The sequence below is a fragment of the Streptomyces sp. NPDC037054 genome, assembly GCF_055606745.1.
In genome coordinates, this window is sequence record NZ_JBVJSJ010000008.1 from 276,774 (window position 1) to 302,413 (window position 25,640).

The 25,640-nt window shown below is 73.0% G+C and carries 29 protein-coding genes and 1 tRNA gene; 14 read left to right on the plus strand and 16 right to left on the minus strand.

Annotated elements, in window-relative coordinates; all coding sequences use genetic code 11:
- The first annotated feature begins 64 nt into the window (after positions 1-64).
- The 4 genes from ACZ7D7_RS21295 to ACZ7D7_RS21310 all read left to right on the plus strand — a co-directional run bounded on the left by ACZ7D7_RS21295 (position 65) and on the right by ACZ7D7_RS21310 (position 4,207).
- Positions 65-1,006 (plus strand): amidohydrolase family protein, encoded by a 942-nt coding sequence (locus tag ACZ7D7_RS21295; RefSeq protein WP_470826139.1) that lies wholly within the window; start codon positions 65-67, stop codon positions 1,004-1,006.
- 93 nt (positions 1,007-1,099) lie between these two features.
- Positions 1,100-1,840 (plus strand): response regulator transcription factor, encoded by a 741-nt coding sequence (locus tag ACZ7D7_RS21300; protein WP_470826140.1) that lies wholly within the window; start codon positions 1,100-1,102, stop codon positions 1,838-1,840.
- A 64-nt stretch (positions 1,841-1,904) separates the two neighbouring features.
- Positions 1,905-3,413, plus strand: a complete 1,509-nt coding sequence (locus tag ACZ7D7_RS21305; protein ID WP_470826141.1) for an MFS transporter — start codon at positions 1,905-1,907, stop codon at positions 3,411-3,413.
- A complete protein-coding gene (locus ACZ7D7_RS21310; protein ID WP_470826142.1) occupies positions 3,410-4,207 on the plus strand; it encodes a TetR/AcrR family transcriptional regulator in 798 nt (265 codons plus the stop codon). The genes ACZ7D7_RS21305 and ACZ7D7_RS21310 overlap by 4 nt, the downstream gene beginning before the upstream one ends.
- Positions 4,208-4,380: 173 nt before the next feature.
- On the opposite strand, the gene ACZ7D7_RS21315 is transcribed toward ACZ7D7_RS21310, so the two are convergent.
- Together ACZ7D7_RS21315 and ACZ7D7_RS21320 are read right to left on the minus strand one after the other, a co-directional pair.
- Positions 4,381-4,851, minus strand: a complete 471-nt coding sequence (locus tag ACZ7D7_RS21315) for a PPOX class F420-dependent oxidoreductase (RefSeq protein WP_470826143.1) — start codon at positions 4,849-4,851, stop codon at positions 4,381-4,383.
- Positions 4,852-4,860: 9 nt separating this feature from the next.
- Positions 4,861-5,238 carry an STAS domain-containing protein gene (locus ACZ7D7_RS21320; RefSeq protein WP_470826144.1) on the minus strand — a complete coding sequence of 126 codons (378 nt, stop codon included), beginning with the start codon at positions 5,236-5,238 and terminating at the stop codon, positions 4,861-4,863.
- Positions 5,239-5,437: 199 nt separating this feature from the next.
- On the opposite strand from ACZ7D7_RS21320, the gene ACZ7D7_RS21325 reads away from it, so the two are divergent.
- Both ACZ7D7_RS21325 and ACZ7D7_RS21330 read left to right on the plus strand, forming a co-directional pair.
- Positions 5,438-6,187, plus strand: a complete 750-nt coding sequence (locus ACZ7D7_RS21325; RefSeq protein ID WP_470826145.1) for an ANTAR domain-containing protein — start codon at positions 5,438-5,440, stop codon at positions 6,185-6,187.
- A 50-nt stretch (positions 6,188-6,237) separates the two neighbouring features.
- Positions 6,238-6,939: a GAF and ANTAR domain-containing protein gene (locus tag ACZ7D7_RS21330; RefSeq protein ID WP_470826146.1), complete on the plus strand. Its 702-nt coding sequence runs from the start codon at positions 6,238-6,240 to the stop codon at positions 6,937-6,939.
- Positions 6,940-6,972: 33 nt separating this feature from the next.
- On the opposite strand, the gene ACZ7D7_RS21335 is transcribed toward ACZ7D7_RS21330, so the two are convergent.
- The 3 genes from ACZ7D7_RS21335 to ACZ7D7_RS21345 form a co-directional block, all read right to left on the minus strand.
- Positions 6,973-7,797 carry a YceI family protein gene (locus ACZ7D7_RS21335; RefSeq protein WP_470826147.1) on the minus strand — a complete coding sequence of 275 codons (825 nt, stop codon included), beginning with the start codon at positions 7,795-7,797 and terminating at the stop codon, positions 6,973-6,975.
- 98 nt (positions 7,798-7,895) lie between these two features.
- The gene (locus ACZ7D7_RS21340) at positions 7,896-10,364 is read right to left on the minus strand and encodes an MFS transporter (RefSeq protein ID WP_470826230.1); all 2,469 of its coding nucleotides are present in this window, start codon (positions 10,362-10,364) and stop codon (positions 7,896-7,898) included.
- 85 nt (positions 10,365-10,449) lie between these two features.
- Positions 10,450-11,004 (minus strand): MarR family winged helix-turn-helix transcriptional regulator, encoded by a 555-nt coding sequence (locus ACZ7D7_RS21345; protein ID WP_470826231.1) that lies wholly within the window; start codon positions 11,002-11,004, stop codon positions 10,450-10,452.
- A gap of 206 nt (positions 11,005-11,210) precedes the next feature.
- Between ACZ7D7_RS21345 and ACZ7D7_RS21350 the strand changes: the two genes are divergently transcribed.
- Positions 11,211-11,402, plus strand: a complete 192-nt coding sequence (locus ACZ7D7_RS21350; protein WP_470826149.1) for a hypothetical protein — start codon at positions 11,211-11,213, stop codon at positions 11,400-11,402.
- 140 nt (positions 11,403-11,542) lie between these two features.
- On the opposite strand, the gene ACZ7D7_RS21355 is transcribed toward ACZ7D7_RS21350, so the two are convergent.
- The 8 genes from ACZ7D7_RS21355 to ACZ7D7_RS21390 form a co-directional block, all read right to left on the minus strand.
- A complete protein-coding gene (locus ACZ7D7_RS21355; protein WP_470826150.1) occupies positions 11,543-12,445 on the minus strand; it encodes an RNA polymerase sigma factor SigF in 903 nt (300 codons plus the stop codon).
- Positions 12,446-12,712: 267 nt separating this feature from the next.
- Entirely contained in the window at positions 12,713-13,564 is an 852-nt protein-coding gene (locus ACZ7D7_RS21360; RefSeq protein WP_470826232.1) for an RNA polymerase sigma factor SigF, read from the minus strand.
- A 184-nt stretch (positions 13,565-13,748) separates the two neighbouring features.
- Positions 13,749-14,042, minus strand: coding sequence for a Dabb family protein (locus tag ACZ7D7_RS21365; RefSeq protein ID WP_470826151.1), 294 nt, complete (start codon positions 14,040-14,042; stop codon positions 13,749-13,751).
- Entirely contained in the window at positions 14,039-14,224 is a 186-nt protein-coding gene (locus ACZ7D7_RS21370) for a hypothetical protein (protein WP_470826152.1), read from the minus strand. Before ACZ7D7_RS21370 ends, ACZ7D7_RS21365 begins: the two co-directional genes overlap by 4 nt.
- 152 nt (positions 14,225-14,376) lie before the next feature.
- A tRNA-Ser gene (locus tag ACZ7D7_RS21375) sits at positions 14,377-14,461 on the minus strand.
- A 72-nt stretch (positions 14,462-14,533) separates the two neighbouring features.
- Positions 14,534-14,965, minus strand: a complete 432-nt coding sequence (gene tadA, locus ACZ7D7_RS21380; protein ID WP_470826153.1) for a tRNA adenosine(34) deaminase TadA — start codon at positions 14,963-14,965, stop codon at positions 14,534-14,536.
- 77 nt (positions 14,966-15,042) lie between these two features.
- Positions 15,043-15,585: a tRNA adenosine deaminase-associated protein gene (locus ACZ7D7_RS21385; RefSeq protein WP_470826233.1), complete on the minus strand. Its 543-nt coding sequence runs from the start codon at positions 15,583-15,585 to the stop codon at positions 15,043-15,045.
- A gap of 356 nt (positions 15,586-15,941) precedes the next feature.
- Positions 15,942-16,199, minus strand: coding sequence for a hypothetical protein (locus ACZ7D7_RS21390; protein ID WP_470826154.1), 258 nt, complete (start codon positions 16,197-16,199; stop codon positions 15,942-15,944).
- A gap of 96 nt (positions 16,200-16,295) precedes the next feature.
- Here ACZ7D7_RS21390 and upp point away from each other — a divergent pair, with 96 nt between their 5' ends.
- Positions 16,296-16,931, plus strand: a complete 636-nt coding sequence (upp, locus tag ACZ7D7_RS21395; RefSeq protein ID WP_470826156.1) for a uracil phosphoribosyltransferase — start codon at positions 16,296-16,298, stop codon at positions 16,929-16,931.
- Positions 16,932-17,095: 164 nt separating this feature from the next.
- Here the strand turns inward: upp and ACZ7D7_RS21400 are convergent, their stop codons facing one another.
- Both ACZ7D7_RS21400 and ACZ7D7_RS21405 read right to left on the minus strand, forming a co-directional pair.
- Entirely contained in the window at positions 17,096-17,713 is a 618-nt protein-coding gene (locus ACZ7D7_RS21400; protein ID WP_470826234.1) for a LytR C-terminal domain-containing protein, read from the minus strand.
- A gap of 133 nt (positions 17,714-17,846) precedes the next feature.
- A complete protein-coding gene (locus ACZ7D7_RS21405; protein ID WP_004943146.1) occupies positions 17,847-18,143 on the minus strand; it encodes a type II toxin-antitoxin system VapB family antitoxin in 297 nt (98 codons plus the stop codon).
- Positions 18,144-18,314: 171 nt separating this feature from the next.
- On the opposite strand from ACZ7D7_RS21405, the gene ACZ7D7_RS21410 reads away from it, so the two are divergent.
- On the plus strand, positions 18,315-18,905 hold the full coding sequence (locus ACZ7D7_RS21410) for an HhH-GPD-type base excision DNA repair protein (RefSeq protein ID WP_470826157.1): 591 nt from the start codon (positions 18,315-18,317) through the stop codon (positions 18,903-18,905).
- A 16-nt stretch (positions 18,906-18,921) separates the two neighbouring features.
- Here the strand turns inward: ACZ7D7_RS21410 and ACZ7D7_RS21415 are convergent, their stop codons facing one another.
- Positions 18,922-19,644, minus strand: coding sequence for a siderophore-interacting protein (locus ACZ7D7_RS21415; protein WP_470826158.1), 723 nt, complete (start codon positions 19,642-19,644; stop codon positions 18,922-18,924).
- 78 nt (positions 19,645-19,722) lie between these two features.
- On the opposite strand from ACZ7D7_RS21415, the gene ACZ7D7_RS21420 reads away from it, so the two are divergent.
- The 5 genes from ACZ7D7_RS21420 (at position 19,723) to ACZ7D7_RS21440 (ending at position 25,634) form a co-directional block, all read left to right on the plus strand.
- Positions 19,723-21,837, plus strand: a complete 2,115-nt coding sequence (locus ACZ7D7_RS21420) for a penicillin acylase family protein (protein WP_470826159.1) — start codon at positions 19,723-19,725, stop codon at positions 21,835-21,837.
- Positions 21,830-22,438 (plus strand): GNAT family N-acetyltransferase, encoded by a 609-nt coding sequence (locus ACZ7D7_RS21425; protein WP_470826160.1) that lies wholly within the window; start codon positions 21,830-21,832, stop codon positions 22,436-22,438. The genes ACZ7D7_RS21420 and ACZ7D7_RS21425 overlap by 8 nt, the downstream gene beginning before the upstream one ends.
- Positions 22,435-22,908, plus strand: coding sequence for a cupin domain-containing protein (locus ACZ7D7_RS21430; RefSeq protein WP_470826161.1), 474 nt, complete (start codon positions 22,435-22,437; stop codon positions 22,906-22,908). Before ACZ7D7_RS21425 ends, ACZ7D7_RS21430 begins: the two co-directional genes overlap by 4 nt.
- The gene (locus ACZ7D7_RS21435; protein WP_470826162.1) at positions 22,905-23,678 is read left to right on the plus strand and encodes an SDR family NAD(P)-dependent oxidoreductase; all 774 of its coding nucleotides are present in this window, start codon (positions 22,905-22,907) and stop codon (positions 23,676-23,678) included. The genes ACZ7D7_RS21430 and ACZ7D7_RS21435 overlap by 4 nt, the downstream gene beginning before the upstream one ends.
- 126 nt (positions 23,679-23,804) lie before the next feature.
- Positions 23,805-25,634, plus strand: coding sequence for a copper resistance CopC/CopD family protein (locus tag ACZ7D7_RS21440; RefSeq protein WP_470826235.1), 1,830 nt, complete (start codon positions 23,805-23,807; stop codon positions 25,632-25,634).
- Positions 25,635-25,640: the final 6 nt, after the last annotated feature.

A 25,640-nucleotide genomic window follows, 5' to 3' on the forward strand; every position in this document is an offset into this window, starting at 1 on the left:
TCGGCGGCAGCAGCCCTGTGACAGGGGTGGACCCCGGCGGCGCTCCCGGGTGAGGCTGGCCCTCATGAGCGATCACCCCGGCAGTGACACCTCCGGCAGTGACACCTCCGGCCGTGACACCTCCGGCAGCGGCGGCGGGGCGGCCGGCGTCCGTGCGTTCTGGGAGCGGCTCGGGCTGCCCGGGCTCGTCGACGTGCACACGCACTTCATGCCCGAGAGCGTGCTGCGCAAGGTGTGGGCCTACTTCGACGCCCTGGGCCCGCTGACCGGCGGCCTGGAATGGCCCATCACCTACCGCCACGAGGAGGACGAACGCGCCGCCCTGCTGCGACAGTTCGGCGTGCGCGCCTTCACCGCCATGCTCTACCCGCACAAGCCCGGCATGGCGCGCTGGCTCAACTCCTGGGCCGCCGACTTCGCCCGCCGCACCCCCGACTGCCTGCACACCTCGACGCTGTTCCCCGAGCCGGGAGTCGACGCCTACGTCCGGGAGGCCGTCGAGGCGGGCGCCCGCGTCTTCAAGGCGCACGTGCAGGTCGGGGCGTACGACCCCGCCGACGCGCTGCTCGACCCCGCCTGGGGGCTGCTCGCCGAGGCCGGGGTGCCCGTCGTGATCCACTGCGGGTCGGGTCCCGCGCCGGGCAAGCACACCGGGCCCGGGCCGGTCGCCGAGGTGCTGGCGCGGCATCCCCGGCTGCGGCTGGTCGTCGCCCACATGGGGATGCCCGAGTACGAGGACTTCCTCGGCCTCGCCGAGCGGTACCCGGAGGTGCGGCTGGACACGACGATGGCGTTCACCGACTTCAGCGAGCGGTTCGCGCCGTTTCCCCCGCGCGCCCTGCCCCGGCTGGCCTGCCTCGGTGACCGGATCCTGCTCGGCTCCGACTTCCCCAACATCCCGTATCCCTATCTGCACCAGTTGCACGCCCTGGAGCGGCTCGGCCTCGGGGACGACTGGCTGCGGGCGGTGTGCCACGACAACGGGGCCCGGTTGTTCGCGGGGTGAGGACTCCCGTTCCTGAGAGCCCCCTGTGCGTTTCTCAGGAATTTCACAGATTCCGGAAAGGGTGCTCTCAGAGCCCGCCGACATCGTGACCGTATGACCACGACCTCGCCCCAGGGGCGCACCGAGCTGCTGAGGCCGGACGGCAGGCCCGTCCGGGTGCTTGTGGTGGACGACGAGCAGTCCATCACCGAGTTGTTGTCCATGGCCCTGCGCTACGAGGGCTGGCAGATCCGCAGCGCGGGCGACGGCCGGGGTGCCGTGCGGACCGCGCGCGAGTTCCGGCCCGACGCCGTCGTGCTGGACATGGTGCTGCCCGACATGGACGGGCTGAGCGTGCTCGGCCGGATGCGGCGCGAACTGCCCGACGTACCGGTGCTGTTCCTCACCGCCAAGGACGCCGTCGAGGACCGTGTCGCCGGGCTGACCGCCGGTGGCGACGACTACGTCACCAAGCCGTTCAGCATGGAGGAGGTCGTCGCCCGGCTGCGCGGTCTCATCCGGCGGGCCGGCGCGGCCGACCGGCGTTCCGACTCCGTGCTGGTCGTCGGCGACCTCACGCTGGACGAGGACAGCCACGAGGTGACGCGGGGCGGCGAACCCATCCACCTGACGGCCACGGAGTTCGAACTGCTGCGGTTCCTGATGCGCAATCCGCGCCGGGTGCTCAGCAAGGCGCAGATCCTGGACCGGGTGTGGTCGTACGACTTCGGCGGGCGGGCCAACGTCGTCGAGCTGTACATCTCCTACCTGCGGCGGAAGATCGACGCCGGCCGCGACCCGATGATCCACACGCGCCGCGGCGCCGGATACCTCATCAAGCCCGCGGTGGCGTGAGGGGGCCGCCGGCCTCACGACATCGCGCTGTACACCGTATGGGAATCGTTCTACGGTGTACAGCATGACGACGTTGCACGAGCCGTCCCCGTCGCTGACCACCCCCGCAGGCCACCCGCGGCGGTGGCTCGTCCTGGGGGTCATCTGCCTGGCGCAGCTCACCGTGGTGCTCGACAACACGGTCCTCAACGTGGCGATCCCGTCCCTCACCCGCGAACTGGGCGCGGGCACCGCCGACATCCAGTGGATGATCAACGCGTACTCGCTCGTGCAGTCCGGGCTGCAGCTCACCGCGGGCAGCGCCGCCGACCGCTACGGCCGCCGGAGGATGCTGATCACGGGGCTGGCACTGTTCGGCGCCGGCTCACTGGTGGCCGGCCTCGCGCAGTCCACCGCCCAACTGGTCGCGGCACGGGCCGGCATGGGTGTGGGCGCCGCGCTGCTGCTGACCACGACGCTCGCCGTGGTGTTGCAGATCTTCGCGCCTCAGGAGCACGCGCGGGCCATCGGCATCTGGAGCGCGGTCAGCGCGCTGGGCTTCGCGACCGGACCGCTCGTCGGCGGCTTCGTGCTGGACCACTTCTGGTGGGGCGCGATCTTCCTGATCAACCTGCCCGTCGCCGCGCTGGGCCTGGTGGCCGCGATCGTCCTCGTCCCCGAGTCCAAGAGCCCGCGCGGCGACCGCCCCGACCTGCTCGGCGCCCTGCTCTCCACCATCGGCATGGCGTCCCTGGTGTACGCGATCATCTCCGGTCCGGAGCACGGCTGGACGTCGGCCCGGGTCCTGGCCACGGGCGCCGTCGCGGCCCTCGTCCTGGCGGTGTTCGCGTACTGGGAGAGCCGTGTCCCGCACCCCATGCTGGACCTGCAGTTCTTCCGCGACCGCCGGTTCACGGGCGCGGTCGCCGGTCTGGTGCTGATCACCTTCGGGATGGGCGGCGCGCTGTTCCTGCTCACCCAGCACCTGCAGTTCGTCCTCGGCTACGGCCCACTGGAGGCCGGTCTGCGGACCGCGCCGCTCGCCCTCACCGTCGTCGTCCTCAACTTCTCCAAGCTGTCGGCCCGTTGGACGACGCGGCTCGGCGTGCCGGCGTCCATCGCGCTCGGCATGGTGCTGCTGTCGGGCGGCCTGGTGTCCGTCGCCGCGTGGGCCGACGACGGCTACGCCGGGACGCTGCTGGGGCTGGTGCTCATCGGCGTGGGGTGCGCGATCGCCAACCCGGCCATGGCACACGCCATCATGAGCTCGATACCCCGGGAGAAGGCGGGCGTCGGAGCCGGGATCAACGGAACGCTGGCGGAGTTCGGGAACGGGCTGGGGGTGGCCGTGCTGGGCGCGGTGCTCAACGCGCGGTTCGCGGCGCTGGTGCCGGTGACGGCGGCGTCGCTGCCCGCCGCGCTGGCCTCGGCGGACGGCCGGGGGGAGCGGGAGCGGATCGTGGACGCGTTCTCCTCCGGGGTGGCGAGCAGTCAGCTGGTGGGGGCCGTGGCCGTCCTGGCCGGGGGACTGGTGGCGGCGTGGCTGCTGCGCAGGGCGGAGAGGTCGGAGTCGAAGGTGAGGCAGGCGTCATGACCAGTGTGTGGCTGGACGGCAAGGCACGGCGGGACCGGCGGGGCGAGGGCCGGCCGTCGGGGCTCGACCGCGAGCGCATCACCGAGGTGACCGTGCGGCTGCTGGACGCCGAAGGGCTGGCCAAGTTCTCCATGCGCCGGCTCGCCGCCGAGCTGAACGTGACGGCGATGTCCGTCTACTGGTACGTCGACACCAAGGACGACCTGCTCGAACTCGCCCTCGACGCCGCCTACGGGGAGGTACGGCTGCCCGGCGCGGAGGCCGGCACCGGGACCGATGCGGAGACCGGCACCGGCACCGGGACCCGCACCGGCACCAGCCCCGCCCCCGGCGACGACTGGCGGGGCCACCTGCGCGCCCTGGCCGGGGAGTACCGCGCGCTGCTGGTCCGCCACCCCTGGCTGTCGCCGCTCGCCGGACGGTTCCTGAACATCGGGCCGAACGCGCTGGCCTTCGCGCGCGCCGTGCAGGACGTGATCCGCCGGACGGGCCTGCCCGCGCACCGCATGACCGGCGCGATCGCCGCCGTGTTCCAGTTCGTGTACGGCTACGGCACGATGGAGGGCCACTACGTCGCCCGCGCCGCCGACGCCGGCATGACCCCGGACGACTACTACGAGCACGCCGTGCGGTCGGTGTCCGAGGACCCGGACGCGTCCCACGTCGTCGAGGACTCGAAGGACATCATGGCGGCCCGCGGCGGCGACACCGTGGCGGAGATGCTGGGCCGGGACTTCGACTTCGCGCTGGACCTGCTGATCGCGGGCATCGAGGCGATGGCCGCACGCGACTGAGGTTCCGCCGGCCTTCGCTCTCCCAGGCCTTCGCTCTTCCCGGCCTTCGCTCTTCCCGGCCTTCGCTCTCCCGGCTTTCGTCCCCCGGCCCTCGCACCCCCGGCCCAGGGGTGTCCCCCGACCCCGACTCCCGACCCCCGGCCCTCGTCTCCCTCGCCGCCGCCCCGTAGCCCCTACTCCTCCGGAGCCAGCCGCGCCGGGAAGCCCCCCGTGGCCACCGGCCCCCACCGCTCCGGGGTGATCCGGATGATCGACTTGCCCTGCTTGACCATCGCCGCCCGGTACTCGTCCCAGTCCGGGTGCTCACCGGCGATGTTCCGGTAGTACTCCACGAGCGGCTCCACCGAGTCCGGCGCGTCGACGACCTCGGCCGTGCCGTCGATCTGCACCCACGGCCCGTTCCAGTCGTCGCTCAGCACGATCAGGCTGACCCGCGGGTCCCGCTTGGCGTTGCGGGTCTTGGCCCGCTCCGGGTACGTGGACACGACGATCCGGCCCGAGTCGTCCACCCCGCACGTCAGCGGCGACCCCTGCGGGCTGCCGTCGGAGCGCCGGGTGAGCAGGACGGCACGGTGGCGGGGGCGGACGAAGTCGAGCAGCTCGGCCAGGGAGACGCGGGTGTTGGTAGCGATGTTCGGTGCCATGACAGCAGCCTAGGCCGCCAGGGCCTCCGCGAGGTTGTCGTACACGGGGACGTCCCGGCGCAGGCCCGTCAGTTGCAGCACCCGGCTCGCCACGCCGTCCGGGGCCGCCACCACCCGCACCCGGGCCCGGGGCTGCAACTGGTGGCGCAGGTCGTTGACCAGCCGGACGCCCTGGGAGTCCATGAAGTGGGTCGCGGTCAGATCCAGCACCAGCACCCTCAGGCGCGGGGCGCGCAGTCGCGTGACCGAGGAGATCATCGCGAAGAGTTCGGCCGCGTTGGAGCCGTCGATCTCGGGCGGCAGCGCGAGCAGCGCGCTGCCGGGCGGGGCGTTGGGTTCGGGCGCGTCGGGCCCGGGGGATTCGGGGAAGAGGATCACGGCACTCACCTGACAGACGATCGTCCGGTTCTCGGTAAGGCCGCTTCCTGACCCGTGGGCCCATTGCACCACGCCGACGGGGGAGTTCGGAAGCGCAAGGGGCCGCGCCCGTGCGTCGGCGCAGCGGTTAAAGTGCTGTCCGTCCAAGTGTGCTCGCAGTCGGGAATGTGCTGCGGAGCTCTCCTGCGCATGGCCGTTTCGGCCGTGCATGCCGAAGAGGTTCGTGGTGACTGCGTCCGAGTTCTCCGATGTGCCGCTGTTCCGGGTCGACTCCCCCGCCGATCCCGTGACCGGCCTCCCGGCCGCCGCCGACCTCGCGGAGGCGCTCACCGCCGCGGCGCGGCAACTGCACGAACCCGTCACCCCGCACGGCACGCTGAGCACCGCCGTGCGGCTGGCGGTGCGGCTCATGCCGGGCGCCGAGCACGCCGGGGTCAGCGTCATCGAGCGCGACAGCCCCGGCCGGACGCTGGCCTGGACGGACGAGGTGGTGCGCTCGGCCGAGGCCGGACAGTGCGCCGAGGGACGGCCGGCGCACTGGGACGACCTGTGGACCACGCCCGTGCGCCGCGTGGAGGACAGCGCGGCCGACGACGCGGGGCGGCCCCTCGCCGACCTGGGCCTGCGCTCGGCGCTGTCGCTGCGGCTGCGCGCCGACCGGCGCCGGCTGACGGTGCTCACGGCGTACGCGCGGGGCCCGCGGGCGTTCGACGACGCGGCGACCCGGATCGGCAGGCTGTTCACGGAGCACGTCAGCATCGCCCTCGACGCGGCGACCGTGCGCGAGCAGCTCACCGAGGCGATGCGCACCCGGGACCTCATCGGCCAGGCCACCGGCATCCTCATGGAACGCCTCGGCATGGACGCCGGGGCGGCCTTCGAGAACCTGGTGCGGGCCTCCCAGCGGGAGAACGTGAAGCTGCGCGACCTCGCCCGCCGCATCGTCGACACGGCCTGAGAACGGGGCCGGGGGGCGTTAACGCCCGATGCCGGGATACCCGTACGTCCATGACTTCCGAGATGTCCGACACGCTGGAACAGGCCATGGTGCGCAGCAGCGGCCTCGACACCCTGCTGCGGGACCTGACCGACCGCGCGGTCGACGCGGTGTCCGGTGCCGCCGCGTGCAGCATCACGGTCCGCCGCGGCGACCGGCTGCTGACGCTCGCGGGCAGTGACGGCATGCCGAACGGCCTCGACCAGCGGCAGTACGAGAACGGTTCCGGGCCCTGCGTGCACGCCGCCGAGACCGGCGCCGAGCAGTACTCGCCCGACCTGACGGCCGAGACCCGCTGGGGCACGTACACGGAGTACGCGCGGTCCACCGGGGTGCGCTGCGTGCTGGCGCTGCCGCTGGAGGTGGAGGGCGAGACGGGCGCCGCGATCAACTTCTACGGCGTGCGACCGGGCGTCCTCGGCGCGGGCCGGGAGCAGGCCCGCGCCTTCGCGGCCCGCGCGGCGGACGCGGTCAACGTCGCCCTGCGCGTGGAGCGGCGGCGCGAGACGGCGGCCGACGTGCGCACCGCCCTGCTGTCCCGCAGCGTCATCGACCAGGCCATCGGCATCCTCATGGCCCGCGAGGGGATCGACGCCCGCGTCGCCATGGACCGGCTGCGGCGCGTCTCGCAGGACCGGAACGTCAAACTGCGCGACCTGTGCGACCAGTTGGTGGCGAGAACGGGCGAGATCGGATCCCGCGGCCGGCGGTAGCACCGGCCGCCGGGGACAGGGGCACCGGCGCGGTCACACGGCCGGCAGGGACGTGCCCCGCACCGCCTGGATGTCCAGTTCCACGCGCAGGGTCGTGCCGATGGCGGCGATGCCCGCCTGCACGACCTGGTTGTAGTTCATCGCGAAGTCCTCGCGCCGCAGTTCCGTCGTCGCCCGGAACGCGGCGCGGGTGCCGCCCCACGGGTCGGCGCCGGTGCCCAGGTGGGTGAGGTCCAGGTCGACGGGCCGGACGACGCCGTGCAGGCCGAGTTCGCCGTGCACGGTCCAGCGGTCGGCGCCCGCCTCGCTGACGCCGGTCGAGCGGTAGGTGATCTCGGGGTACTTCTCGACGTCCAGGAAGTCCGCCGACCTCAGGTGTCCGTCGCGCAGGGCGTTGCCCGTGTCGATGGAGCCGGCCCGGATGACCGCCTCCACGCGGGACTTGGTGACGTCGTCGGCGGCGATCTCGATGGCGCCGGAGAAGTCCGTGAACCGGCCGTGCACGCTGGAGATCCCGAGGTGCCGCGCGACCGCGGCGACCGTCGAGTGCGCCGGGTCGATCGTCCAGGGCCCGGGCGGCGGCAGGTCCGTCCCGCCGAGGCGGGCCAGTGTCACCGTGCCGACCTCGACGCGCCCGCCCCCGGCCGTGACGATCGCGCTCGACGCGGCGGGCGCGTAGCCGACGGCGGTGACGACGACGGTGTACGCGCCGGGCGCCAGCGGGTCCGCGTGCCGCACCACGCCCTCGGCGTCGGCCTCGGCGCGCAGCACCTGCGCGCCCGTCGTATCGGTCACCGTGACGACCGCGTGCGACACGGCCCATCCGTCCCGGGTACGGATCCTCGCGGTCAGTCCCATCCCGTTTTCTCCCTGCAAGGCCTTGCGAATCGGTCGGCGAAGAGCCGGCCCGCGGCGGCGCGTCGCACGGGGCGCGCACCGCCGCGGCCGGTGGGGAACTACTCGCCGGGGTGGGCGAGTTCGATGTCGTGCCCGTCGACGCCGGGCCCCGACACGGTCAGCGCGGTCGCCTTCGGCGGGTAGCCGGTGGCGATCACGGTGTACTCGCCGCCGTCCAGGTCGGTGAAGGCGTACGCCCCGTCCGCACCGGTGGTGGCGGTGCCGACGACGTTGCCGGCGGCGTCGACCAGCGTCACGCGGGCGTCGGCCAGCGGCCCGTGCGGCGCCCGGACGGTGCCCTGGAGATGGGCGCCGGAGTCCAGGTCGACCTCCAGGCGCGTGACGCCGGTGGCGCCGACCTCGACGGGCAGGGCCTTCGGCCGGTACCCGGCGGCGTTCACCGCGACGGTCACGGTGCCCGGCACCAGGTCGGTGAAGGCGAAGCCGCCGTCCGCGCCGGTGGCGGCGGTGGCCAGCAGATCGCCGCGCACGTCGGTGACGATCACCATGGCCTCCTCGACGGGCAGCCCGCCCTGCGCGGCCCGCACCACACCGCTCAGCCCGCTGGTGCCGCTGAGCAGGATGTCGTACGCGACCGGCTCGCCGTTCACGACGATCGTGGACGCCTGCGGCTGGAAGCCGTCGGCCGACGCGATCAGCACGTAACTGCCCTCGCCGGGCGCGTCCAGCGTGTAGGAGCCGTCGGCCTGCGCGACCGAGCGGCCGAGCTGCCGTCCCGCGAGCGAGATCAGCGTGACCGCGGCCCGCGGCACCGGGGCGCTCTCCGCGCCCCGCACGAAACCGCGCACCGGGATGCCGGAGCCGGGGGCCGGGTCCGTGTCGCGGGCGGCGGTGGCGACGGCCGCGAACCGCTTTTCTTCCGCGGCCCGCACGGCGACCTCGGTATCGGCGACGCCGCGCGCCGAGGAGGGAGCACCGGACACGGCCGGAGCGGGTGTGCCGGACACGGCCGGGGCAGGAGCGCCGGAGACGGCCTCGGTGCCGGCCTCGGCCGCCTGGGCGAGGGCGCCGCTGGTGCGCAGCGGGACCTCCTTGATGAACAGCGTGACCAGGAAACCGAGGAAGGCGATCGGCGCGACGTACAGGAAGATGTCGGCGATGCCGTGCCCGTAGGCGCTCTCCAGCCAGGTGCGGATCGGGGCGGGCAGCAGGTCCATGTCGGGGATCTGCCCGCTGCCCATGGCCTGGCCCGCGGCCTGCCGCTCCTTGGCGCCGAGCGAGCCGATGGTGTCCTCGGCGTAGTGGGTGATCCGGCTCGACATCACGGAGCCGAGCACCGAGACGCCCACCGCGCCGCCGAGGGACCGGAAGAAGGTCACGACGGAGGACGCGGCACCGAGGTCGGCGGCCGCCACCTGGTTCTGCGTGCACAGCACCAGGTTCTGCATCATCATGCCGACGCCGAGGCCCATCAGCGCCATGTAGATCGCGATGTGCCAGTAGGGGGTGTCGTAGCGCATGCTGCTGAGCAGGGCGAGGCCCGCCGTCAGCAGCAGGCCGCCGGTCAGCAGCCAGGCCTTCCACTTGCCGGTCTTGGTGATGATCAGGCCGGAGACCGTGGAGGACACGAACAGTCCGCCGATCATCGGGATCGTCATGACGCCCGACATCGTGGGGGACTTGTCGCGGGCCAGCTGGAAGTACTGGCTGAAGTAGACGGTGCCGGCGAACATCGCGATGCCGACGAACAGCGAGGCGACCGACGCCAGCGTGATGGTGCGGTTGCGGAACAGCCGTAGCGGGATGATCGGTTCGCTCGCCCGGGTCTCCACGAAGAGGAAGATCAGCGTGAGGACGAGCGAGCCGCCGACCATCGCGTACGTCTGCCAGGAGATCCAGTCGTACTTGTCGTCGGCGAAGGTGACCCAGACCAACAGCAGGCAGACGGCCGCGGTGACGAAGAAGGCGCCGGCCCAGTCGACCTTCACCTCGCGCCTGACCAGCGGCAGGTGCAGCGTCTTCTGGAGCACGACCAGCGCGATCAGCGCGAACGGGACACCGACGTAGAGGCACCAGCGCCAGCCGAGCCAGTCCGTGTCGGTGATGACGCCCCCGAGGAGGGGCCCGCCGACGGTCGCGACCGCGAAGGTCGCGCCGAGGTAGCCGGAGTAACGGCCGCGCTCGCGGGGCGAGATCATCGCGGCCATGATGATCTGCGCCAGCGCGGCCAGACCGCCGGCGCCCAGGCCCTGTATGACCCGGGCGGAGATCAGCATCCCCGGGTTCTGCGACAGACCGGCGACGACGGAGCCGACGACGTAGACGCACAGGGCTATCTGGACCAGGGCCTTCTTGCTGACCAGGTCGGCGAGCTTGCCCCACAGGGGAGTGGACGCCGTCATCGCCAGCAGCGAGGCGGTGACGACCCAGGTGTAGGCGCTCTGGCCGCCGCCGAGGTCGCTCACGATCTCGGGCAGGGCGTTCGTGACGATCGTCGACGACAGGATCGCGGCGAACATGCCGAGCAGCAGCCCGGAGAGCGCCTCCATGATCTGCCGGTGCGTCATCGGAGCGGCGTCGGCGGAGCCTCCCCCGTGCTTGGCATGAGCCCGCACACCGGCTGGTGTGGTCGTTGCCATGGACTTCCTTCTCTTACTTGGTGATCGCGGGTGTACGGGTGGACGGATCGGTCGGATCGGTCCCGGGGGGCCGATCGGTCGGATCGGTCGGATCGGTCGGATCGGTCCCGGGGGGCGCGGCCGGCCGGGCCTGGGCGTGCCGGCAGTCGCCGAAGTCGTCCCGCAGCCGGGCCATCAGGCGGATCAGCTCGCCCACGTCCTCGTCGGACCAGTCGCTGAGCCGGTGCGCGAACACGTCGGTGGTCCGCCGGGACAGCTCGCCGATCTGGGCGAGGCCCGCCGGCGTGAGGCGCAGGATGCGGGAGCGCCGGTCCGCCGGGTCGGGGAGGCGGTCGATCCAGCCGCGCTCGGCGACGTGCGCCACATGACGACTGGTGACCGACATGTCCACGGCGAGCAGCTCGGCGAGCTTGCTCATGCGCATGTCCCCGTGGCGCGCGAGCAGGCCGAGCACGGTGGCCGCACCACTGGGGCAGTCGGCCGGCATCATGCGCCCCAGCTCGCGCTTCACGGCCCCGAGGGCGCTGACCTGGCGCATCAGCTCCTCGTACTGCGCCCGTTCGGCCATCGCACCTCCCATGTTTTGTTGCTTAGGGCAACCATAGGAGCGGTTGGTTGCTACAGGCAAACAAAATCGGGGTCGGCGGACTCAAAAGTTGGCAAAGGCATGTATTGCGAACGTAAACGCGCTGGTGGGAGGAGTGCCGGTGGATCCGGTGGAGGAGTCGGGCCCGCGCTTGGGCCGGACCACGGGATTCGCTAGTGTCTCGGCCCATGGCTAACACCCAGGGCCCTCAGGGCAACCACGACCCCGCTGGCAGCACCCAGATGTTCCGCGCGTTCGTCGACGAGGCGCCCCAGGGCCGGCAGGCCGCGACCTCGTCCGGCCCGCGCGTCGGCCTGATCGTCGGCGTGGTCGTCGCGGTCGCCGTCATCGCCGCCGTCGCCTGGCTGGCGCTGAAGTAGGCACGGCTCGAAACACGCAGGCACGCGCGCGTGCGCATGAACACGCGCGCGCCTGCGCATGAACGCGCGCGTGCGCAGGAAGCGGACGCGGCGGGCCAGGACCCGCCGCGTCGCCGCCTGCCGTGCGGTGCGGTGTGCCGTCAGTCGGAGATGAGACCCTCGCGCAGCTGCGCCAGCGTGCGGGTCAGCAGCCGGGAGACGTGCATCTGCGAGATGCCGACCTCCTCGCCGATCTGCGACTGCGTCATGTTGGCGAAGAAGCGCAGCATGATGATCCGCCGCTCGCGGGGCGGCAGTTTGGCCAGCAGCGGCTTCAGCGACTCGCGGTACTCCACGCCCTCCAGGGCGGTGTCCTCGTAGCCCAGGCGGTCCGCGAGCGAACCCTCGCCGCCGTCGTCCTCCGGTGCCGGGGAGTCCAGCGAGGAGGCCGTGTAGGCGTTGCCGACCGCCAGGCCGTCGACGACGTCCTCCTCCGACACGCCCAGCACCGCGGCGAGTTCGGCGACCGTCGGGGAGCGGTCCAGCTTCTGGGAGAGCTCGTCGCTCGCCTTCGTCAGGGCCAGCCGCAGCTCCTGGAGCCGGCGCGGCACGCGCACCGACCACGAGGTGTCGCGGAAGAACCGCTTGATCTCGCCGACGACGGTCGGCATCGCGAACGTCGGGAACTCCACGCCGCGTTCGCAGTCGAAGCGGTCGATCGCCTTGATCAGGCCGATGGTTCCGACCTGGACGATGTCCTCCATCGGCTCGTTGCGCGAGCGGAAGCGGGCCGCCGCGTAGCGCACCAGCGGGAGGTTGAGCTCGATCAGGGTGTCCCGGACGTAGGCACGTTCGGGGCTGTCCTCACCGAGTGCGGCGAGCCGCAGGAACAGGGATCGGGACAGGGTGCGGGTGTCGATGGCTTCCGGGGCCGGGATGGCCGGTGCCGGCGCGGCCTCGAGGGGCGGTACGTCATCGATGGGGCCGAGTGCGTCGAGCGCATGCGGCGCTGAGTCGCTCTCCGCGAGCGTGAGCACCTTCGAGCTGCCCTGTTCTGCGGACATGCCACCCCCTTTGGGTCGCGGGACGGTCGTGGCGGACGCTCCCAGTGAGGAACGCAGCCTTCACCTGAATACCGGAGCCGGAGCCCCGGCAAACGCGCTTCCCGCAGAATGTCACATGTCGGCAACGCGCTGTAGTGACATGTCGACATCTGAGACGCGAAACGGCCCTGGAAACAAGGGGTCTGACGGCCTTTCGGCCCGGAAACCGCGCGAACGGCCGGGGTGGTCGATTCGCTCTCCCCAGTGATACCCCGTTCGTGCTTTCGGTTATGCCTCGATGCGGTTCGCGGACCGGAGCCGCTGGAAGCTGCGGGCGAGCAGCCGGGACACGTGCATCTGGGAGACGCCGAGTTCGGCGCTGATCTGGGACTGCGTGAGGTTGCTGTAGTAGCGCAGCAGCAGGATGCGCTGTTCCCGTTCGGGGAGTTGGACCAGCAGGTGCCGCACGAGGTCGCGGTGCTCGACGCCGTCCAGCGCCGGGTCCTCGTAACCGAGCCGGTCGAGCAGCCCCGGCATCCCGTCGCCCTCCTGCGCGGCCTCCAGCGAGGTCGCGTGGTACGACCGTCCCGCCTCGATGCAGGACAGCACCTCCTCCTCGGAGATGCGCAGCCGCTCGGCGATCTCGCCGGTCGTCGGGGAGCGCCCGAGCGCCGTCGTCAGGTCCTCGGTGGCGCTGGTGACCTGCACCCACAACTCGTGCAGCCGGCGCGGTACGTGCACGGTCCGGACGTTGTCGCGGAAGTACCGCTTGATCTCGCCGATCACGGTCGGCATCGCGAACGTCGGGAACTGCACGCCCCGGTCCGGGTCGAAGCGGTCGATGGCGTTGATCAGCCCGATGGTGCCGACCTGGACGACGTCCTCCATCGGCTCGTTGCGGGAGCGGAACCGCGCGGCGGCGTAGCGCACGAGCGGGAGGTTGGCCTCGATGAGCGCCGCGCGTACGCGGTTGTGCTCCGGCGTACCCGGTTCGAGCCCTTTGAGTTCCCCGAAGAGCACCTGTGTCAGCGCCCGGGTGTCCGCGCCGCGGCGCTTCTCCGGCGCCGGGGCCCGGGCCGGAGCCGGGGCCCGCACCGGAGTCTCGTCCTGGGGCGGCGCAGTACTGGCCGACACGGTCAACGCCACCTCTTCATCGGTCAACTCAGGTCAACTCATCCGTCAAAAGCGGTCATAGCATCACAAGACATGTGCACTGTGTGCAAGCACCGCATAACACCGTGTTGAGTGACAAGTTGGGTATAACGTGCAGAAATGGCGAAAGCCCCCCGCTGGAACGGCGGAGGGCTTCGGCGGACGGAAGGGGTCAGAACTCGTAGTCGGCGATCACCCACGTGGCGAACTCCCGCCACAGTCCGACGCCGGCCTGGTGCTCCGGGTGTTCGACGTAGCGGCGCAGCGCGGCCTCGTCGTCGAACGCGGAGTTGATCGCATAGTCGTACGCGATGGGCCGGTCGGTGATGTTCCAGGCGCACTCCCAGAAGCGGATCTCCGGGATCTTGCCCGCGAGCGACTCGAAGGCCTCGACGCCCTTGACGACGCGCGGGTCGTCGCGCTCGACGCCCTCGTTGAGCCTGAAGAGGACCAAGTGCCGGATCATGAGCCCGATTCTCCTCCGTTGGCGACCCACGTCATGAAGTCGCCGATGGCCTGCGCGGCGTCCGAGATGCCCTGGAAGCCTATCTGGACGTAGTCGGCCGCCTTCGCCGGATCCGTGATGATCACGTAGAGGATGAAGACCACGAGTACATAGATGGCGATCTTCTTCGCGTTCACCGCCACCGCGGCCTCCCCTGCTCCCCTGTGTCCGCTGCCTGTCGTCCCCGCTGTCGCGCCCGCGCGGGCGCCCGTTGCCGGCGGCGAGTGTAACCGCCGGACCGCTGCGGAGATCAACAGCAGGAAGGGCCCCGCCTTGCGACGGGGCCCTTCTTCAGCGGTAGCGGAGGGATTTGAACCCTCGGTGACTTGCGCCACACTCGCTTTCGAGGCGAGCTCCTTCGGCCGCTCGGACACGCTACCGAGGGAGACCCTACCCCAAGGTGGGCCGTGGTTTGAAATCAGATTCCCGCATTCCCCGGGCGCACGGGAGGATCAGCGGGCGCGGAAGAAGTCGGTCAGGAGCCGGGCGCACTCCTCGGCGAGCACACCCTCGATCACCTCGGGTCGATGGTTGAGCCGTCGGTCCCGTACGACGTCCCACAGGGAGCCGGTCGCGCCCGCCTTCTCGTCGCGGGCGCCGTAGACGACGCGGTCCACGCGGGACTGCACCAGCGCGCCCGCGCACATCGTGCAGGGCTCCAGGGTGACGACCAGCGTGCAGCCGGTGAGCCGCCACTCGCCGATCTCGGCGGCGGCCCGCCGCAGCGCGAGGACCTCGGCGTGCGCGGTCGGATCGCCGGTCGCCTCGCGTTCGTTGTGCCCGGCGGCGAGGACGGTGGTGCCGTCCCCGGCCAGCACGACGGCGCCGACGGGGACGTCGCCGCCCCGGCCGGCCTGCCGGGCCTCGTCCAGGGCGAGCCGCATCGCGGGCCGCCAGCGGTCCCGGACCGGGTCCGGGAGCGGGCCGGGGTCCGGGATCGGTGCCGTGGTGTCGTTCCCGGTCAGCGGACGGTCTCCAGCACCTCCGAGGCGCCCAGGGCCTCGGCGATCTCGTTGACCGCGTCCTCGGTCATCGAGCGCAGTTCCTTCTCGGTGACGCCCAGGTCCTCCAGGACCTGCGCGTCGCCGACCGGGCCGTGCGGCACGGCGTCGGCGGAACCGGTGCCGGTGGCACCGTCGCCGTCGGCCCCGTCGTCGTCCGGTTCACCGTCCTCCGTGCCGTCGAGGTCCAGGGCGTCCAGGTCGGGGGCGTCCTCGCCGGGTTCCCGGCCGAGCAGTTCGTCGGTGAGCAGGATCTCGCCGTAGCTGCTGCGGGCAGCGGCGGCGGCGTCCGACACGTAGATCCGCGGGTCCTCCTCGCCGTCCACGCGGACGACGCCGAACCACCCGCCCTCCTGCTCGATCAGCACGAGCACCGTGTCCTCGTCGGGAGAGGCTTCCCGGGCCAGGTCGGCCAGATCCGACAGGGTTTCCACATCGTCGAGCTCTGTGTCGCTCGCTTCCCACCCGTCTTCGGTGCGCGCGAGCAGTGCGGCGAAGTACACCGTGACTCTCCCACTGGTCATAGACGTGCCGGTTGGGGGTCCCCCCGGCGGAGGTCGCGGGCGGGGAGTGCGTACTGCTGCTCCGAGCCCCACCCACTCGGAATCGTGGCAGAAACAAGGCGCCCAGGGGACGTCTTCGGCTCCCTGTGTCCGGCGGTTTCGATCGCAGGTCACCGATCGCGTCGTCCTGCGCCCGCCGGCGCCCAAGTTGCCGCCACCTGCGGATCGTACGCGGCCGGTGCCCCGGTCACGCGCGACCACTCACCGGAACGTCGGCGCGGCATCCGATCTTCCCGCGCGTGGACCCGCTCCCACGCTTTCCGTCACCGCGACGGCGGCCATGTGGCACAGCGGCGTTACCAGCGGAACGTGCGCATGCGCATCGCGTGCCGGAGGCGGGCCGCCTTGGCGCGGCGGGGCTGTACGCGGTCGCGCAGTTCGCGGGCCTCGGCGAGTTCGCGCAGGAAACGGGCCCGGCGCTGCCGGCGCTCGGCGTCCGTCTCCGGGCCGGTCCGCGCGAGCGGCGGAATCGGAGCGCCCGTCGGCGCGTCCCGCCCGGGGCGTTCGGCTATCGGCGGATCCTGATCGGCTCCGCGGTCAGGCAGGTCAGGCATCGGCACACCACCCGCGTCCGTCCCTCCCACTTTCCCCCGGACGGGCGGTTTGACGCCAGCGCGTAGCAGTCGGCGGGCGCGGTTACTGTTAGGGGCATGCGTCTCCACGTCGTCGACCACCCCCTGGTCGCCCACAAGCTCACCACGCTGCGCGACCAGCGCACCGACTCCGCGACCTTCCGCCGGCTCGCCGACGAACTGGTCACCCTGCTGGCCTACGAGGCCACGCGGGACGTGCGCACCGAAGCGGTCGACATCAAGACCCCGGTCGCCACGACCACCGGCGTCAAGCTGTCCCACCCGCGCCCGCTGGTGGTGCCGATCCTGCGGGCCGGGCTCGGCATGCTGGACGGCATGGTCCGGCTGCTGCCGACGGCCGAGGTCGGCTTCCTCGGCATGATCCGCAACGAGGAGACGCTCCAGGCGTCCACGTACGCCACGCGCATGCCGGAGGACCTCTCGGGGCGTCAGGTGTACGTCCTCGACCCGATGCTGGCCACCGGCGGCACGCTGGTCGCGGCGATCCAGGAGCTCATCCGGCGCGGCGCCGACGACGTGACCGCCGTGGTGCTGCTGGCCGCGCCCGAGGGCGTCGAGGTCATGGAGCGCGACCTGGCGGGCACCCCGGTGACCGTCGTGACGGCGTCCGTCGACGAGCGGCTGAACGAGCACGGGTACATCGTGCCGGGGCTGGGCGACGCGGGGGACCGGATGTACGGGGCGGCGGAGTAGCCGGGGCGTACGTGCCGGAGGTGACGGTGGCGGGGCCGCGAGGGCGGCCCCGCCGTCGTTTCCGGGCCCGGCCGCCCCTGTTCCCGCTCAGGTGTCGAGTTCCGTTCCGGGTCGGGGGTTCCGTTCCGGGCCGGGAGCCGCTCGGCCCTGGCGTCCGTTCCGGCTCAGCAGTTCTTCTTCGACGCCGTCGGCGTCGGCGCGGGGGCCGTCAGCTTCGTCAGGGCCTTCGCGGCGTCCGCCTTCGGCGTCAGCGTCTTGAAGGCGTCGCCGATGATCAGGTCCACCTCGGCGCCCTTGCGGGCGGCGTCGGTGCGGCGCTCGGCGGTGGTGAGCTGCGTGCCGAGCACCGGCAGGGACGTCCTGAGTGCCGCGGTGGGGCCGAGCAGGACGCCGGTGCCCTTGACCTTCTTGTCGTACTCCTTGGACGCGTTGCCCACCTCGCCGATGCGGAAGCCGCGCTTCTTCAGTTCGTCGGCGGTCTTCTTGGCGAGGCCGGAGCGGGTCGTGGCGTTGAGGACGTTCACCTTGATCTTCCCGGGCGCGGGAAGCGCGGCCGGGGCGCTCGCGCTCGGCGACGCGCTCGCCCTGGGGGAGCAGTCCTCGGCGGAGCCGGCCGCGGAGGCCTTGTCCCCGCCGGTGAAGACGTCGATGAGCTGCAGTGTGCCCCAGCCGATCAGGCCGAGGGCCGCGACGCAGGCGACGGCGACGACCGCCAGCCTGCCGCCCCGGCGTCGGCGCATCCGCGGGTACTTGTCCCCCGTGATCCGGTACTGGCCGCCCATGCCAGGGGGAGTCAGCATGCTCATGAGCGCAGCGTAGTGCGATCGGGCGGCAATGCCTACTAGATGATCATTCGACGCCGCACAGTCCAACCCGAAAGGCTCAAGACCGACGGTCCTCGCGCTCCGGTGAGCGTCAGTCGAGCTCCAGGACGCGGGCGTGCAGGACCTGGCGCTGCTGGAGGGCCGCGCGGACGGCGCGGTGCAGGCCGTCCTCCAGGTAGAGGTCGCCCTGCCACTTCACGACGTGCGCGAAGAGGTCGCCGTAGAAGGTGGAGTCCTCGGCGAGGAGGGTTTCCAGGTCGAGCTGCTGCTTGGTCGTCACGAGTTGATCGAGGCGGACCGGGCGCGGCGCGACGTCCGCCCACTGCCGGGTGCTTTCCCGGCCGTGGTCGGGGTACGGCCGGCCGTTTCCGATGCGCTTGAAGATCACACGGAAAGCCTACCGGTCTAGACGTTCCGGGCGCAGCCATGGCGACCGAGTGCGACGCCGAAAAAGCGTCCGCAAGTGGGGGTGAACGGGGTTAAACGGGACCAGGAGTCCGATAGGTGGCCGTCGTGAGCCAAGTGAGCGCGGGCGGGCCCGGCGCGGGATGATCGACGCATGGACGTCACCCTTCACCTCGCCCAGGATCCCGAGGCCGACGAACTCCTCGGGCGCAGTCCGCTCGCCGCGCTGGTCGGCATGCTGCTGGACCAGCAGGTGCCGATGGAGTGGGCGTTCAAGGGACCGGCGACGATCGCGCGGCGGCTCGGTGCCGACGACCTGGACGCGCACGAGATCGCGGCGAAGGAGCCGGAGGCCTTCGCCGCGCTGCTCTCGGACAAACCGGCCGTGCACCGCTATCCCGGGTCGATGGCCAAGCGGATCCAACAGCTGTGCCAGTACCTCGTGGAGCACTACGACGGTGACGCCGAGGCCGTCTGGCGGGGCGTGGACAGCGGGGCGGAGCTGCTGAAGCGGCTGGAGGCGCTGCCCGGGTTCGGGAAGCAGAAGGCGCAGATCTTCCTCGCGCTGCTGGGCAAGCAGCTCGGCGTGCGGCCGTCCGGGTGGCGGGAGGCCGCGGGGGCGTACGGCGAGCCGAAGGCGTACCGGTCCGTCGCCGACATCACGGGGCCGGAGTCGCTGGCGAAGGTGCGGGCGCACAAGCAGGAGCTGAAGGCGGCGGCGAAGGCGAAGGCCTCCGGCACGTAGGCGGGGGACGCCGGGGTCAGGTCGCGCGCCAGTAGCCCAGCGCGTGCACCCGCTGCTTGGGCAGCCGCAGTTCCTTGCGCACGTACGCCGCGAGGGCCCGCGTCGTCGCCGTGTCGCAGGCGATCCACACGTACGGGTCCGAGGCGCCCTTCAGCAGGTCCGGCAGCGCCGCCTTCACCTCGGCGACGAGACGCGCCCCCGCCTCCCGGCGCGGCACCCGCCGTACGTCGTGGAGCGCGGGGTGGGCGTGCAGCGGCAGTCCGTCCGTGTCGCCCTCGAACCAGATCGTCGCCGGGATGCCGGGCAGGGCGTCCAGCAGGGAGTTGATCGCCGGCAGGGACGCCGGGTCGCCGACCGCGACGAGGTGGGACGGCTCGGGATCGGGGCGTTCGAAACCGGTGCCCTGGACGGTCGCCTCGACGGTGTCGCCGGGCCGTGCCGCCCGCGCCCAGTCGCTGGCGCGGCCCTCGTGCAGGGCGAACTCCAGGCCGAAGGTGCCCGCCGCCGGGTCGGGTTCGACCAGCGTGTACGCCCGCTGGTGCGGTTTGCCCGCGTTGTCGAACCACAGCCGGACCCACATCGTCGGGTGGATGCCGGTGGCCGCGAGCATGCCGCCGTCGGTGAAGCGCAGCCGCCGGTAGTCGCCGGTGACGTCCTCGGCGCCGGTCACGGTGAACGTGAAGTCCTTCGCGCGCATCAGTTTGAGGACCGCGCCCTCCCAGCCCCGCCCCTGCGCCATGTGCCCTTCACCCTTCGCGTACGATTCCGCCACGACTTGCTTAGGCAAGGCTAACCTAAAGACAAGAAGGGGCACAGGGTGGCCGCCGAGATCTACCGCGATTCCTGGGGAATCCCGCACGTCCGCGCGGGCGGCGTCGGCGAACTCGCCCGTGCCCAGGGCCGCGTGACCGCCCGCGACCGGGCCTGGCAACTGGAGGTGGAGCGGCACCGGGCGCGGGGCACCTCGGCGTCGTTCCTCGGCCCCGAGGCGCTGCCCTGGGACCGGTTCGCGCGCCGCGCCCGGCTGGACGACACCGCCCGCCGCTGCTTCGCCGCCCTGGAACGCGACGACCCCGGGACGGCCGACTGGATCCGCGCCTACGTCGACGGCGTCAACGACGGACTGGAGGAGGGCGCCTCCGAGGAGTTCACGCGGGCCGGGCTCGCGCCCGGGCGCTGGGAGCCCTGGACGCCGCTCGGCGTGTGGATCGCCACGCACATCCTGTTCGCCGGGTTCCCGGCCAAGCTCTGGCGCGAGCAGGTGACGCGGCTGCTCGGACCGGACGCCGTCGGCCTGTTCGCCGCCGACGGGCCCGGCACCTCCGGCAGCAACGGCTGGCTCGTCACCGGCGACCGCACCACGACCGGGCACGCCGTCATCGCCGGCGACCCGCACCGCTTCATCGAGGACCCCGGCGTCTACCAGCAAATACGGCTGTCCTGCCCGGAGTTCGACGTCGTCGGCCTCGCCGTGCCCGGCGTCCCCGGCATCGCCCACTTCGGCCACACCGGCACGGTCGCCTGGGCCATCACCAACGCCATGGCCGACTACCAGGACCTCTACCGCGAGCGGCTGCGGCGCACCGGCGCCGGAGTCGAGGCGCTCGGCCCCGACGGCCGGTGGCGGCGCGCCGCCCGGCACACCGAGACGATCGAGGTCGCGGGCGGGGAGCCGGTCGCGATCGAGGTGCTGGAGACCGAACGGGGACCGGTGATCATCGGAGGCCCGGAGGGCCTGCCGGACCTCACCGACCCGCTGCCCGGCGACGACGCCACCACCGGCATCCCTCTCGCCGTCAGCCTCCGCTACCCGCCCCGCGTCACCGCCGACCTCGGCTTCGGCGCACTGCTGCCGCTGCTGCGGGCCCGCCGCGTCGCCGACGTGGACCGGGCCGTCGAGCGGTGGGCGGAACCCGTGAACGTCATCCAGGCCGCCGACACCGAGGGCGGCGTACTGCACCGCGTCGCCGGCCGGGTGCCCGTGCGCCCCGAGGCCAACCGCACCCGGCTCGTGCCCGCCTGGGAGCCCGGGTACGCGTGGCAGGGCTGGCACGACATGCCGCGCGCCGGGCTGACCGACGGCGTCGCCGTGATGGCGAACCAGCGCGGGCCCGCCGCCCCGCTCGGCGTCGAGTTCGCCCCGCCGCACCGCGCCGACCGCATCACCGCCCTGCTCGCGGAGCGCGAGCGCTGGTCGGCCGCCGACATGCCGGCGATCCACACCGACACCCGTCTCGCCTCCGCGGCACCCCTGTTGGACCTGATCGCCGCCCTGCCCGCGGACGACCTGACGGCCGGGGCCGCCGCCCTGCGGGACCGGCTCCTGGACTGGGACCGACGGATGGACGCGGACAGCGCCGACGCGGCCCGCTTCGCCGCCGTGCGCGGCGCGGTCGTACGGCGCCTCGCGGCGCAGCCCGCCTTCGCGGCGCTCGCCTCCCCACCGCCGTACCCGGAGGTCTTCCGGCCCTGGCTCGCCCTGCTCCCGAGGATCGGCTACGCGCTCGAACACCTGCTGCGCGCCGAGGAGTTGTACGGCATCGACCGTCCGGCGCTCGTGCGCGCGGCCCTGGAGGAGGCCGCGGCGTCCGGCACCGCGCCCGGCGTCTGGGGGGACACCCACCGCCTCGCGCCCTGGCGGGCGCTCGCGCCGCGGGTGCCGTACGACGAACCCGGACTCTCCGGCGACCACGACTGCGTGCTGTGCACCTCCGCCGTGCCCGGCCTCACCGACCTCGCCGCGCGCGGGCCGGCCGCCCGCTACGTGTGGGACCTGGCGCGCCGCGCGGACAGCCTGTGGGTGGTGCCGTTCGGCGCCTCGGGCGTGCCCGGCTCGCCCCATCACCGTGACCAGCTCCCCCTGTGGCTCCAGGGGGACCTCGCCCCCGTCGTCACCGACTGGGACCTGCTCGAGAAGGAGACCGATGTCTGACCCGTACGCCTCCCGCACCGCCGTCCACGAGCAGGCCCTCGACGGATTCGGCACCGTACGCGTCCTGCCGCTGGACGCCCGGGCCGACGCCGGGGTGCTGCACACCTGGGTCAGCGAGGAACGCGCCTCCTTCTGGGGCATGAACGGCCTCACCGTCGGCCAAGTCGCCGAGATCTACGCCCACATGGCCACCCTCGACACCCATCACGCCTTCCTGCTCGTCAAGGACGGCCGGCCCGTCGCGCTGCTCCAGACCTACGAGCCGGACGCGGACCGGGTCGGCGAGTGCTACGACGTCGAGCCCGGCGACATCGGCGTCCACCTGCTGCTGGCGCCCGCCGGTCCGGACGGCGAGCGGCCCGGCTGGACGTCGGCGCTCGCCCGCGTCGTCACGGCCTACGTGCTGGGGACCCTGGACCGGCGGCGGATCGTCGTCGACCCGGACGTCCGCAACGAGAAGGCGGTCGCCCGCTTCCTGCGCCAGGGCTTCGCGGCCGGCCCGGTCGTCGTCCTGCCGGAGGTCGACCTGCCCGACGTGTACCTGCCGGAGAAGAAGGCACAACTCGCCTTCCTCACCCGGGAGGTAGCCTTCGCCGGGTGACCCCCGACGACCTCGTCGCCCAGTACGGACTGGAACCGATCCCGCGCGAAGGCGGCCTGTTCCGGCGCACCTGGGCCGGACGCGAGCGGCCCGACGGCAGACCCGAGGGGTCGGCCATCGTCGTCCTGCTGACGGCGGACGACCACTCGGCCCTGCACCGCCTGACCACCGACGAGACCTGGCACTTCTACCTCGGCGACCCGCTGGAGCTGCTCCTGCTCGCCCCCGACGGCTCGTCCCGGACGGTGGTGCTCGGCCCCGACCTGCCCTCCGGGCAGCACGTCCAGTTCACCGTCCCGGCCGGCACCTGGATGGGCGGGCAGGTCGCCGACGGCGGCGACTGGGCGTTCCTCGGCTGCACGATGGCGCCCGGATTCGTCTACGAGGACTACGAACACGGCGACCTGGCCGACCTCACGGCGCGTTACCCGGCCGAGGCCGCCCGGATCGCGCGACTGTGCCGCCCATGAACACCACGGGACTGCTCGACGGACAGGTCGCCCTCGTGACGGGCGCGAGCGGCGGCATCGGCCGGGGCATCGCCCTGCGGTTCGCCGAGGAGGGCGCGGCCGTCGCCGTGCACTGCCGCACGGCACCGGCGGCGGCCCGCGAAGTGGCCGACCGCATCCGGGAGTCGGGCGGGCGGGCCGTCGTCCTGCGCGCCGACCTCACCGACGAGGACGCCTGCCGCCGCCTCGTCCACGACGCCGCCGACTGGGGCGACGGCCGGCTGACCGCCCTCGTCAACAACGCGGGCGTCCAGCCCGTCCGCGACCTGCCCGGCATGACGGCGGCCGAGTGGCGCGCGGTCGTCGACACCAACCTCACCTCCGTCTTCGCCTGCACCCAGGCCGCCGCCGGCCTCATGCGCGCTCAGGACGGCGGCGGCACGGTCACCCACATCGCGTCCGTCGAGGCCCACGCCCCGGCCCCGGGCCACGCCCACTACGGCGCCGCGAAGGCCGCGGTCGTCATGCACGCCCGCGCGGCCGCCCTGGAGTACGGCCCGCACGGCATCCGCGTCAACACCGTCTCCCCCGGCCTCATCGACCGGGACGGCCTGGAGCAGAGCTGGCCGGACGGCGTACGCCGCTGGCGTCGCGCGGCCCCCACCGGCCGCCTCGGCCGCCCGGAGGACGTCGCGGACGCATGCGTGTTCCTCGCCTCGCGGCTGGCGTCGTGGGTGACGGGGCACGACCTGGTGGTGGACGGGGGAGTGTCGGCGGGGCCGGGGTGGTAGGGGGTAGCACCGGCCGATGAGCGAAAGTGTCCTCGCGTCCGTACATCTGCGTGACACGGCAGTCGCGGGGACGGAGTCGGGGACGTGGACATGGGGCGTGACCGCGCGCGGAGCCTGCGCAGCCTCCTGCTCCTGGGGTCCGCCCTGGTCCTCCTGCTGCTGGGCACCGCGGCCCCCGCCTCCGCGCACGCCGCGCCGCGCGCCACGCACCCCGAGGACGGGACCGTCCTCAAGGCGGCGCCGCGCCACCTCACCCTGGCGTTCACCGAATCCGTGGGCCTCCTGGACGACTCGTTCCGCGTCTACGGCCCCGACCGGAGCCGGGTCGACACGGGCGAGCCGGGCCACGCCGACGGCCGTCCGGACACGGCGCGGGCGACGCTGCCGGGCGGGCTCGGCAAGGGCACCTACACCGTGGCCTGGCGAGTCGTCTCGGCGGACGGTCACCCCGTGTCGGGGGCGTTCACGTTCTCCGTGGGCGCGCCCTCGCCGACGCCGCCGGCGCCGCTCGCCTCCGCCGAGGATCCGCTGACCGCCGGTCTGCACGCCGCGTCCCGCTACCTCGCGTACCTGGCCGCCGCGCTGCTCATCGGCACGGCGGCGTTCGCGGCCCTGTGCCGCCCACCGGACCTCGCCCCGCTGCGCGCACCGCTGCTGACCGGCTGGTGGACCCTGCTCGCGACGACCGTCCTCCTGCTCCTGCTGCGCGCCCCGTACGAGTCCGGAGCCGGCCCGTCCGCCGCCCTGGACCCGACGGCCCTCTCCCGCACCCTGACGAGCCGCCCCGGCCTGGCCCTCCTCGCGAGGCTGGCCCTGCTCGCGCTGTGCGGCGCCCTGTACGTACGGCTGTCCCGGAGCCGCGACCGGGACAGCCGTACTCCGGCCGTCGTCGCGGCGGGCACGGCGCCGGTGGTCGCGTCGGCGACGACATGGGCGGTCGCGCTGGCGCTGACGTGGGCGGCGGCCGAGCACGCCTCCGCCGGGATCCAGGTTCCGCTCGCGATGACGTCCGCCGTGCTGCACCTGCTGGCCATGGCCGTATGGCTGGGCGGTCTCGCGGCGCTGCTGACCACCCTGTACCGCTCGCCGACCCCGCTCCCGGCGGCCACGGTGACCCGCTTCTCCCGCATCGCCCTCACGGCGGTGACGGTCCTGGTCGTGACCGGCGTCTACCAGTCCTGGCGCGGCCTCGGCTCCTGGCCGGCGTTCACGCAGACGTCGTACGGCCGCCTGCTGCTCGGCAAGCTGACGCTGGTGGCGGTGCTGCTCGCGGGGGCGGCCCTCTCCCGCCGGTGGACGGCGCGGCTGGGGGCGGTGAGCACGCGGGTGGCGGTACGGGAGCGGGAGCCGGCGATGGCCGGGCGTTCCTCGCCCTCGTCCTCACCCCCGCCCGCGCGAACCACGCGGGCGACCCCAGCCGCTTGCGAAGACTCCCGTCACCGCCGAGGACTGCGCCGCTCGGTCCTGACGGAGGCGGCGGTCGGCGTGCTCGTCCTGCTGCTGACGGCGGCGCTGACGGGCACGCTGCCCGGCCGGGCGGCGGCGGAGGCGTCGTCCGAGGCCGGCCCGGCCGGAGGGCTCCCCCCGGCATCGGTGACGACCATCCCGTTCGACGTCGGCACGCCGGGCGGGCGGGGCACCGTACAGATCACCCTCGACCCGGGCCGGGTGGGCGAGAACCGCGTGGAGGCCGTGGTGCTGGCCCGCGACGGCGGCCCCGCCACGGTCCCCGAGGTCCGCCTCACCTTCACCCACGAGTCCCGCGGCATCGGCCCCCTCGACGCGGGCCTCACCGACCGCGGCGGCTACTGGGGCACGAACGCCCTCACCCTGCCGCTCCCCGGCGCCTGGAAGCTGAAGGCGACGGTCCGGGTCTCGGAACTGGACCAGGTGACGGTGTCGAGGACGATCCGCGTCGCGGAGCAGCCGGCCGGCGCCGCGGCCGGAGCGGGCTGAGGCGGG

What these genes read in the sequence shown, in the direction of transcription:
- ACZ7D7_RS21295 (WP_470826139.1), top strand. Translation starts at nt 65, where the DNA reads ATGAGCGATCACCCCGGCAGTGACACCTCCGGCAGTGACACCTCCGGC.
- ACZ7D7_RS21300 (WP_470826140.1), top strand. Translation starts at nt 1,100, where the DNA reads ATGACCACGACCTCGCCCCAGGGGCGCACCGAGCTGCTGAGGCCGGAC.
- ACZ7D7_RS21305 (WP_470826141.1), top strand. Translation starts at nt 1,905, where the DNA reads ATGACGACGTTGCACGAGCCGTCCCCGTCGCTGACCACCCCCGCAGGC.
- ACZ7D7_RS21310 (WP_470826142.1), top strand. Translation starts at nt 3,410, where the DNA reads ATGACCAGTGTGTGGCTGGACGGCAAGGCACGGCGGGACCGGCGGGGC.
- ACZ7D7_RS21315 (WP_470826143.1), bottom strand. Translation starts at nt 4,851, where the DNA reads ATGGCACCGAACATCGCTACCAACACCCGCGTCTCCCTGGCCGAGCTG.
- ACZ7D7_RS21325 (WP_470826145.1), top strand. Translation starts at nt 5,438, where the DNA reads ATGCCGAAGAGGTTCGTGGTGACTGCGTCCGAGTTCTCCGATGTGCCG.
- ACZ7D7_RS21330 (WP_470826146.1), top strand. Translation starts at nt 6,238, where the DNA reads ATGACTTCCGAGATGTCCGACACGCTGGAACAGGCCATGGTGCGCAGC.
- ACZ7D7_RS21335 (WP_470826147.1), bottom strand. Translation starts at nt 7,797, where the DNA reads ATGGGACTGACCGCGAGGATCCGTACCCGGGACGGATGGGCCGTGTCG.
- ACZ7D7_RS21340 (WP_470826230.1), bottom strand. Translation starts at nt 10,364, where the DNA reads ATGACGCACCGGCAGATCATGGAGGCGCTCTCCGGGCTGCTGCTCGGC.
- ACZ7D7_RS21345 (WP_470826231.1), bottom strand. Translation starts at nt 11,004, where the DNA reads ATGGCCGAACGGGCGCAGTACGAGGAGCTGATGCGCCAGGTCAGCGCC.
- ACZ7D7_RS21350 (WP_470826149.1), top strand. Translation starts at nt 11,211, where the DNA reads ATGGCTAACACCCAGGGCCCTCAGGGCAACCACGACCCCGCTGGCAGC.
- ACZ7D7_RS21355 (WP_470826150.1), bottom strand. Translation starts at nt 12,445, where the DNA reads ATGTCCGCAGAACAGGGCAGCTCGAAGGTGCTCACGCTCGCGGAGAGC.
- ACZ7D7_RS21365 (WP_470826151.1), bottom strand. Translation starts at nt 14,042, where the DNA reads ATGATCCGGCACTTGGTCCTCTTCAGGCTCAACGAGGGCGTCGAGCGC.
- tadA (WP_470826153.1), bottom strand. Translation starts at nt 14,965, where the DNA reads ATGCGGCTCGCCCTGGACGAGGCCCGGCAGGCCGGCCGGGGCGGCGAC.
- ACZ7D7_RS21390 (WP_470826154.1), bottom strand. Translation starts at nt 16,199, where the DNA reads ATGCCTGACCTGCCTGACCGCGGAGCCGATCAGGATCCGCCGATAGCC.
- upp (WP_470826156.1), top strand. Translation starts at nt 16,296, where the DNA reads ATGCGTCTCCACGTCGTCGACCACCCCCTGGTCGCCCACAAGCTCACC.
- ACZ7D7_RS21400 (WP_470826234.1), bottom strand. Translation starts at nt 17,713, where the DNA reads ATGGGCGGCCAGTACCGGATCACGGGGGACAAGTACCCGCGGATGCGC.
- ACZ7D7_RS21410 (WP_470826157.1), top strand. Translation starts at nt 18,315, where the DNA reads ATGGACGTCACCCTTCACCTCGCCCAGGATCCCGAGGCCGACGAACTC.
- ACZ7D7_RS21415 (WP_470826158.1), bottom strand. Translation starts at nt 19,644, where the DNA reads ATGGCGCAGGGGCGGGGCTGGGAGGGCGCGGTCCTCAAACTGATGCGC.
- ACZ7D7_RS21425 (WP_470826160.1), top strand. Translation starts at nt 21,830, where the DNA reads ATGTCTGACCCGTACGCCTCCCGCACCGCCGTCCACGAGCAGGCCCTC.
- ACZ7D7_RS21435 (WP_470826162.1), top strand. Translation starts at nt 22,905, where the DNA reads ATGAACACCACGGGACTGCTCGACGGACAGGTCGCCCTCGTGACGGGC.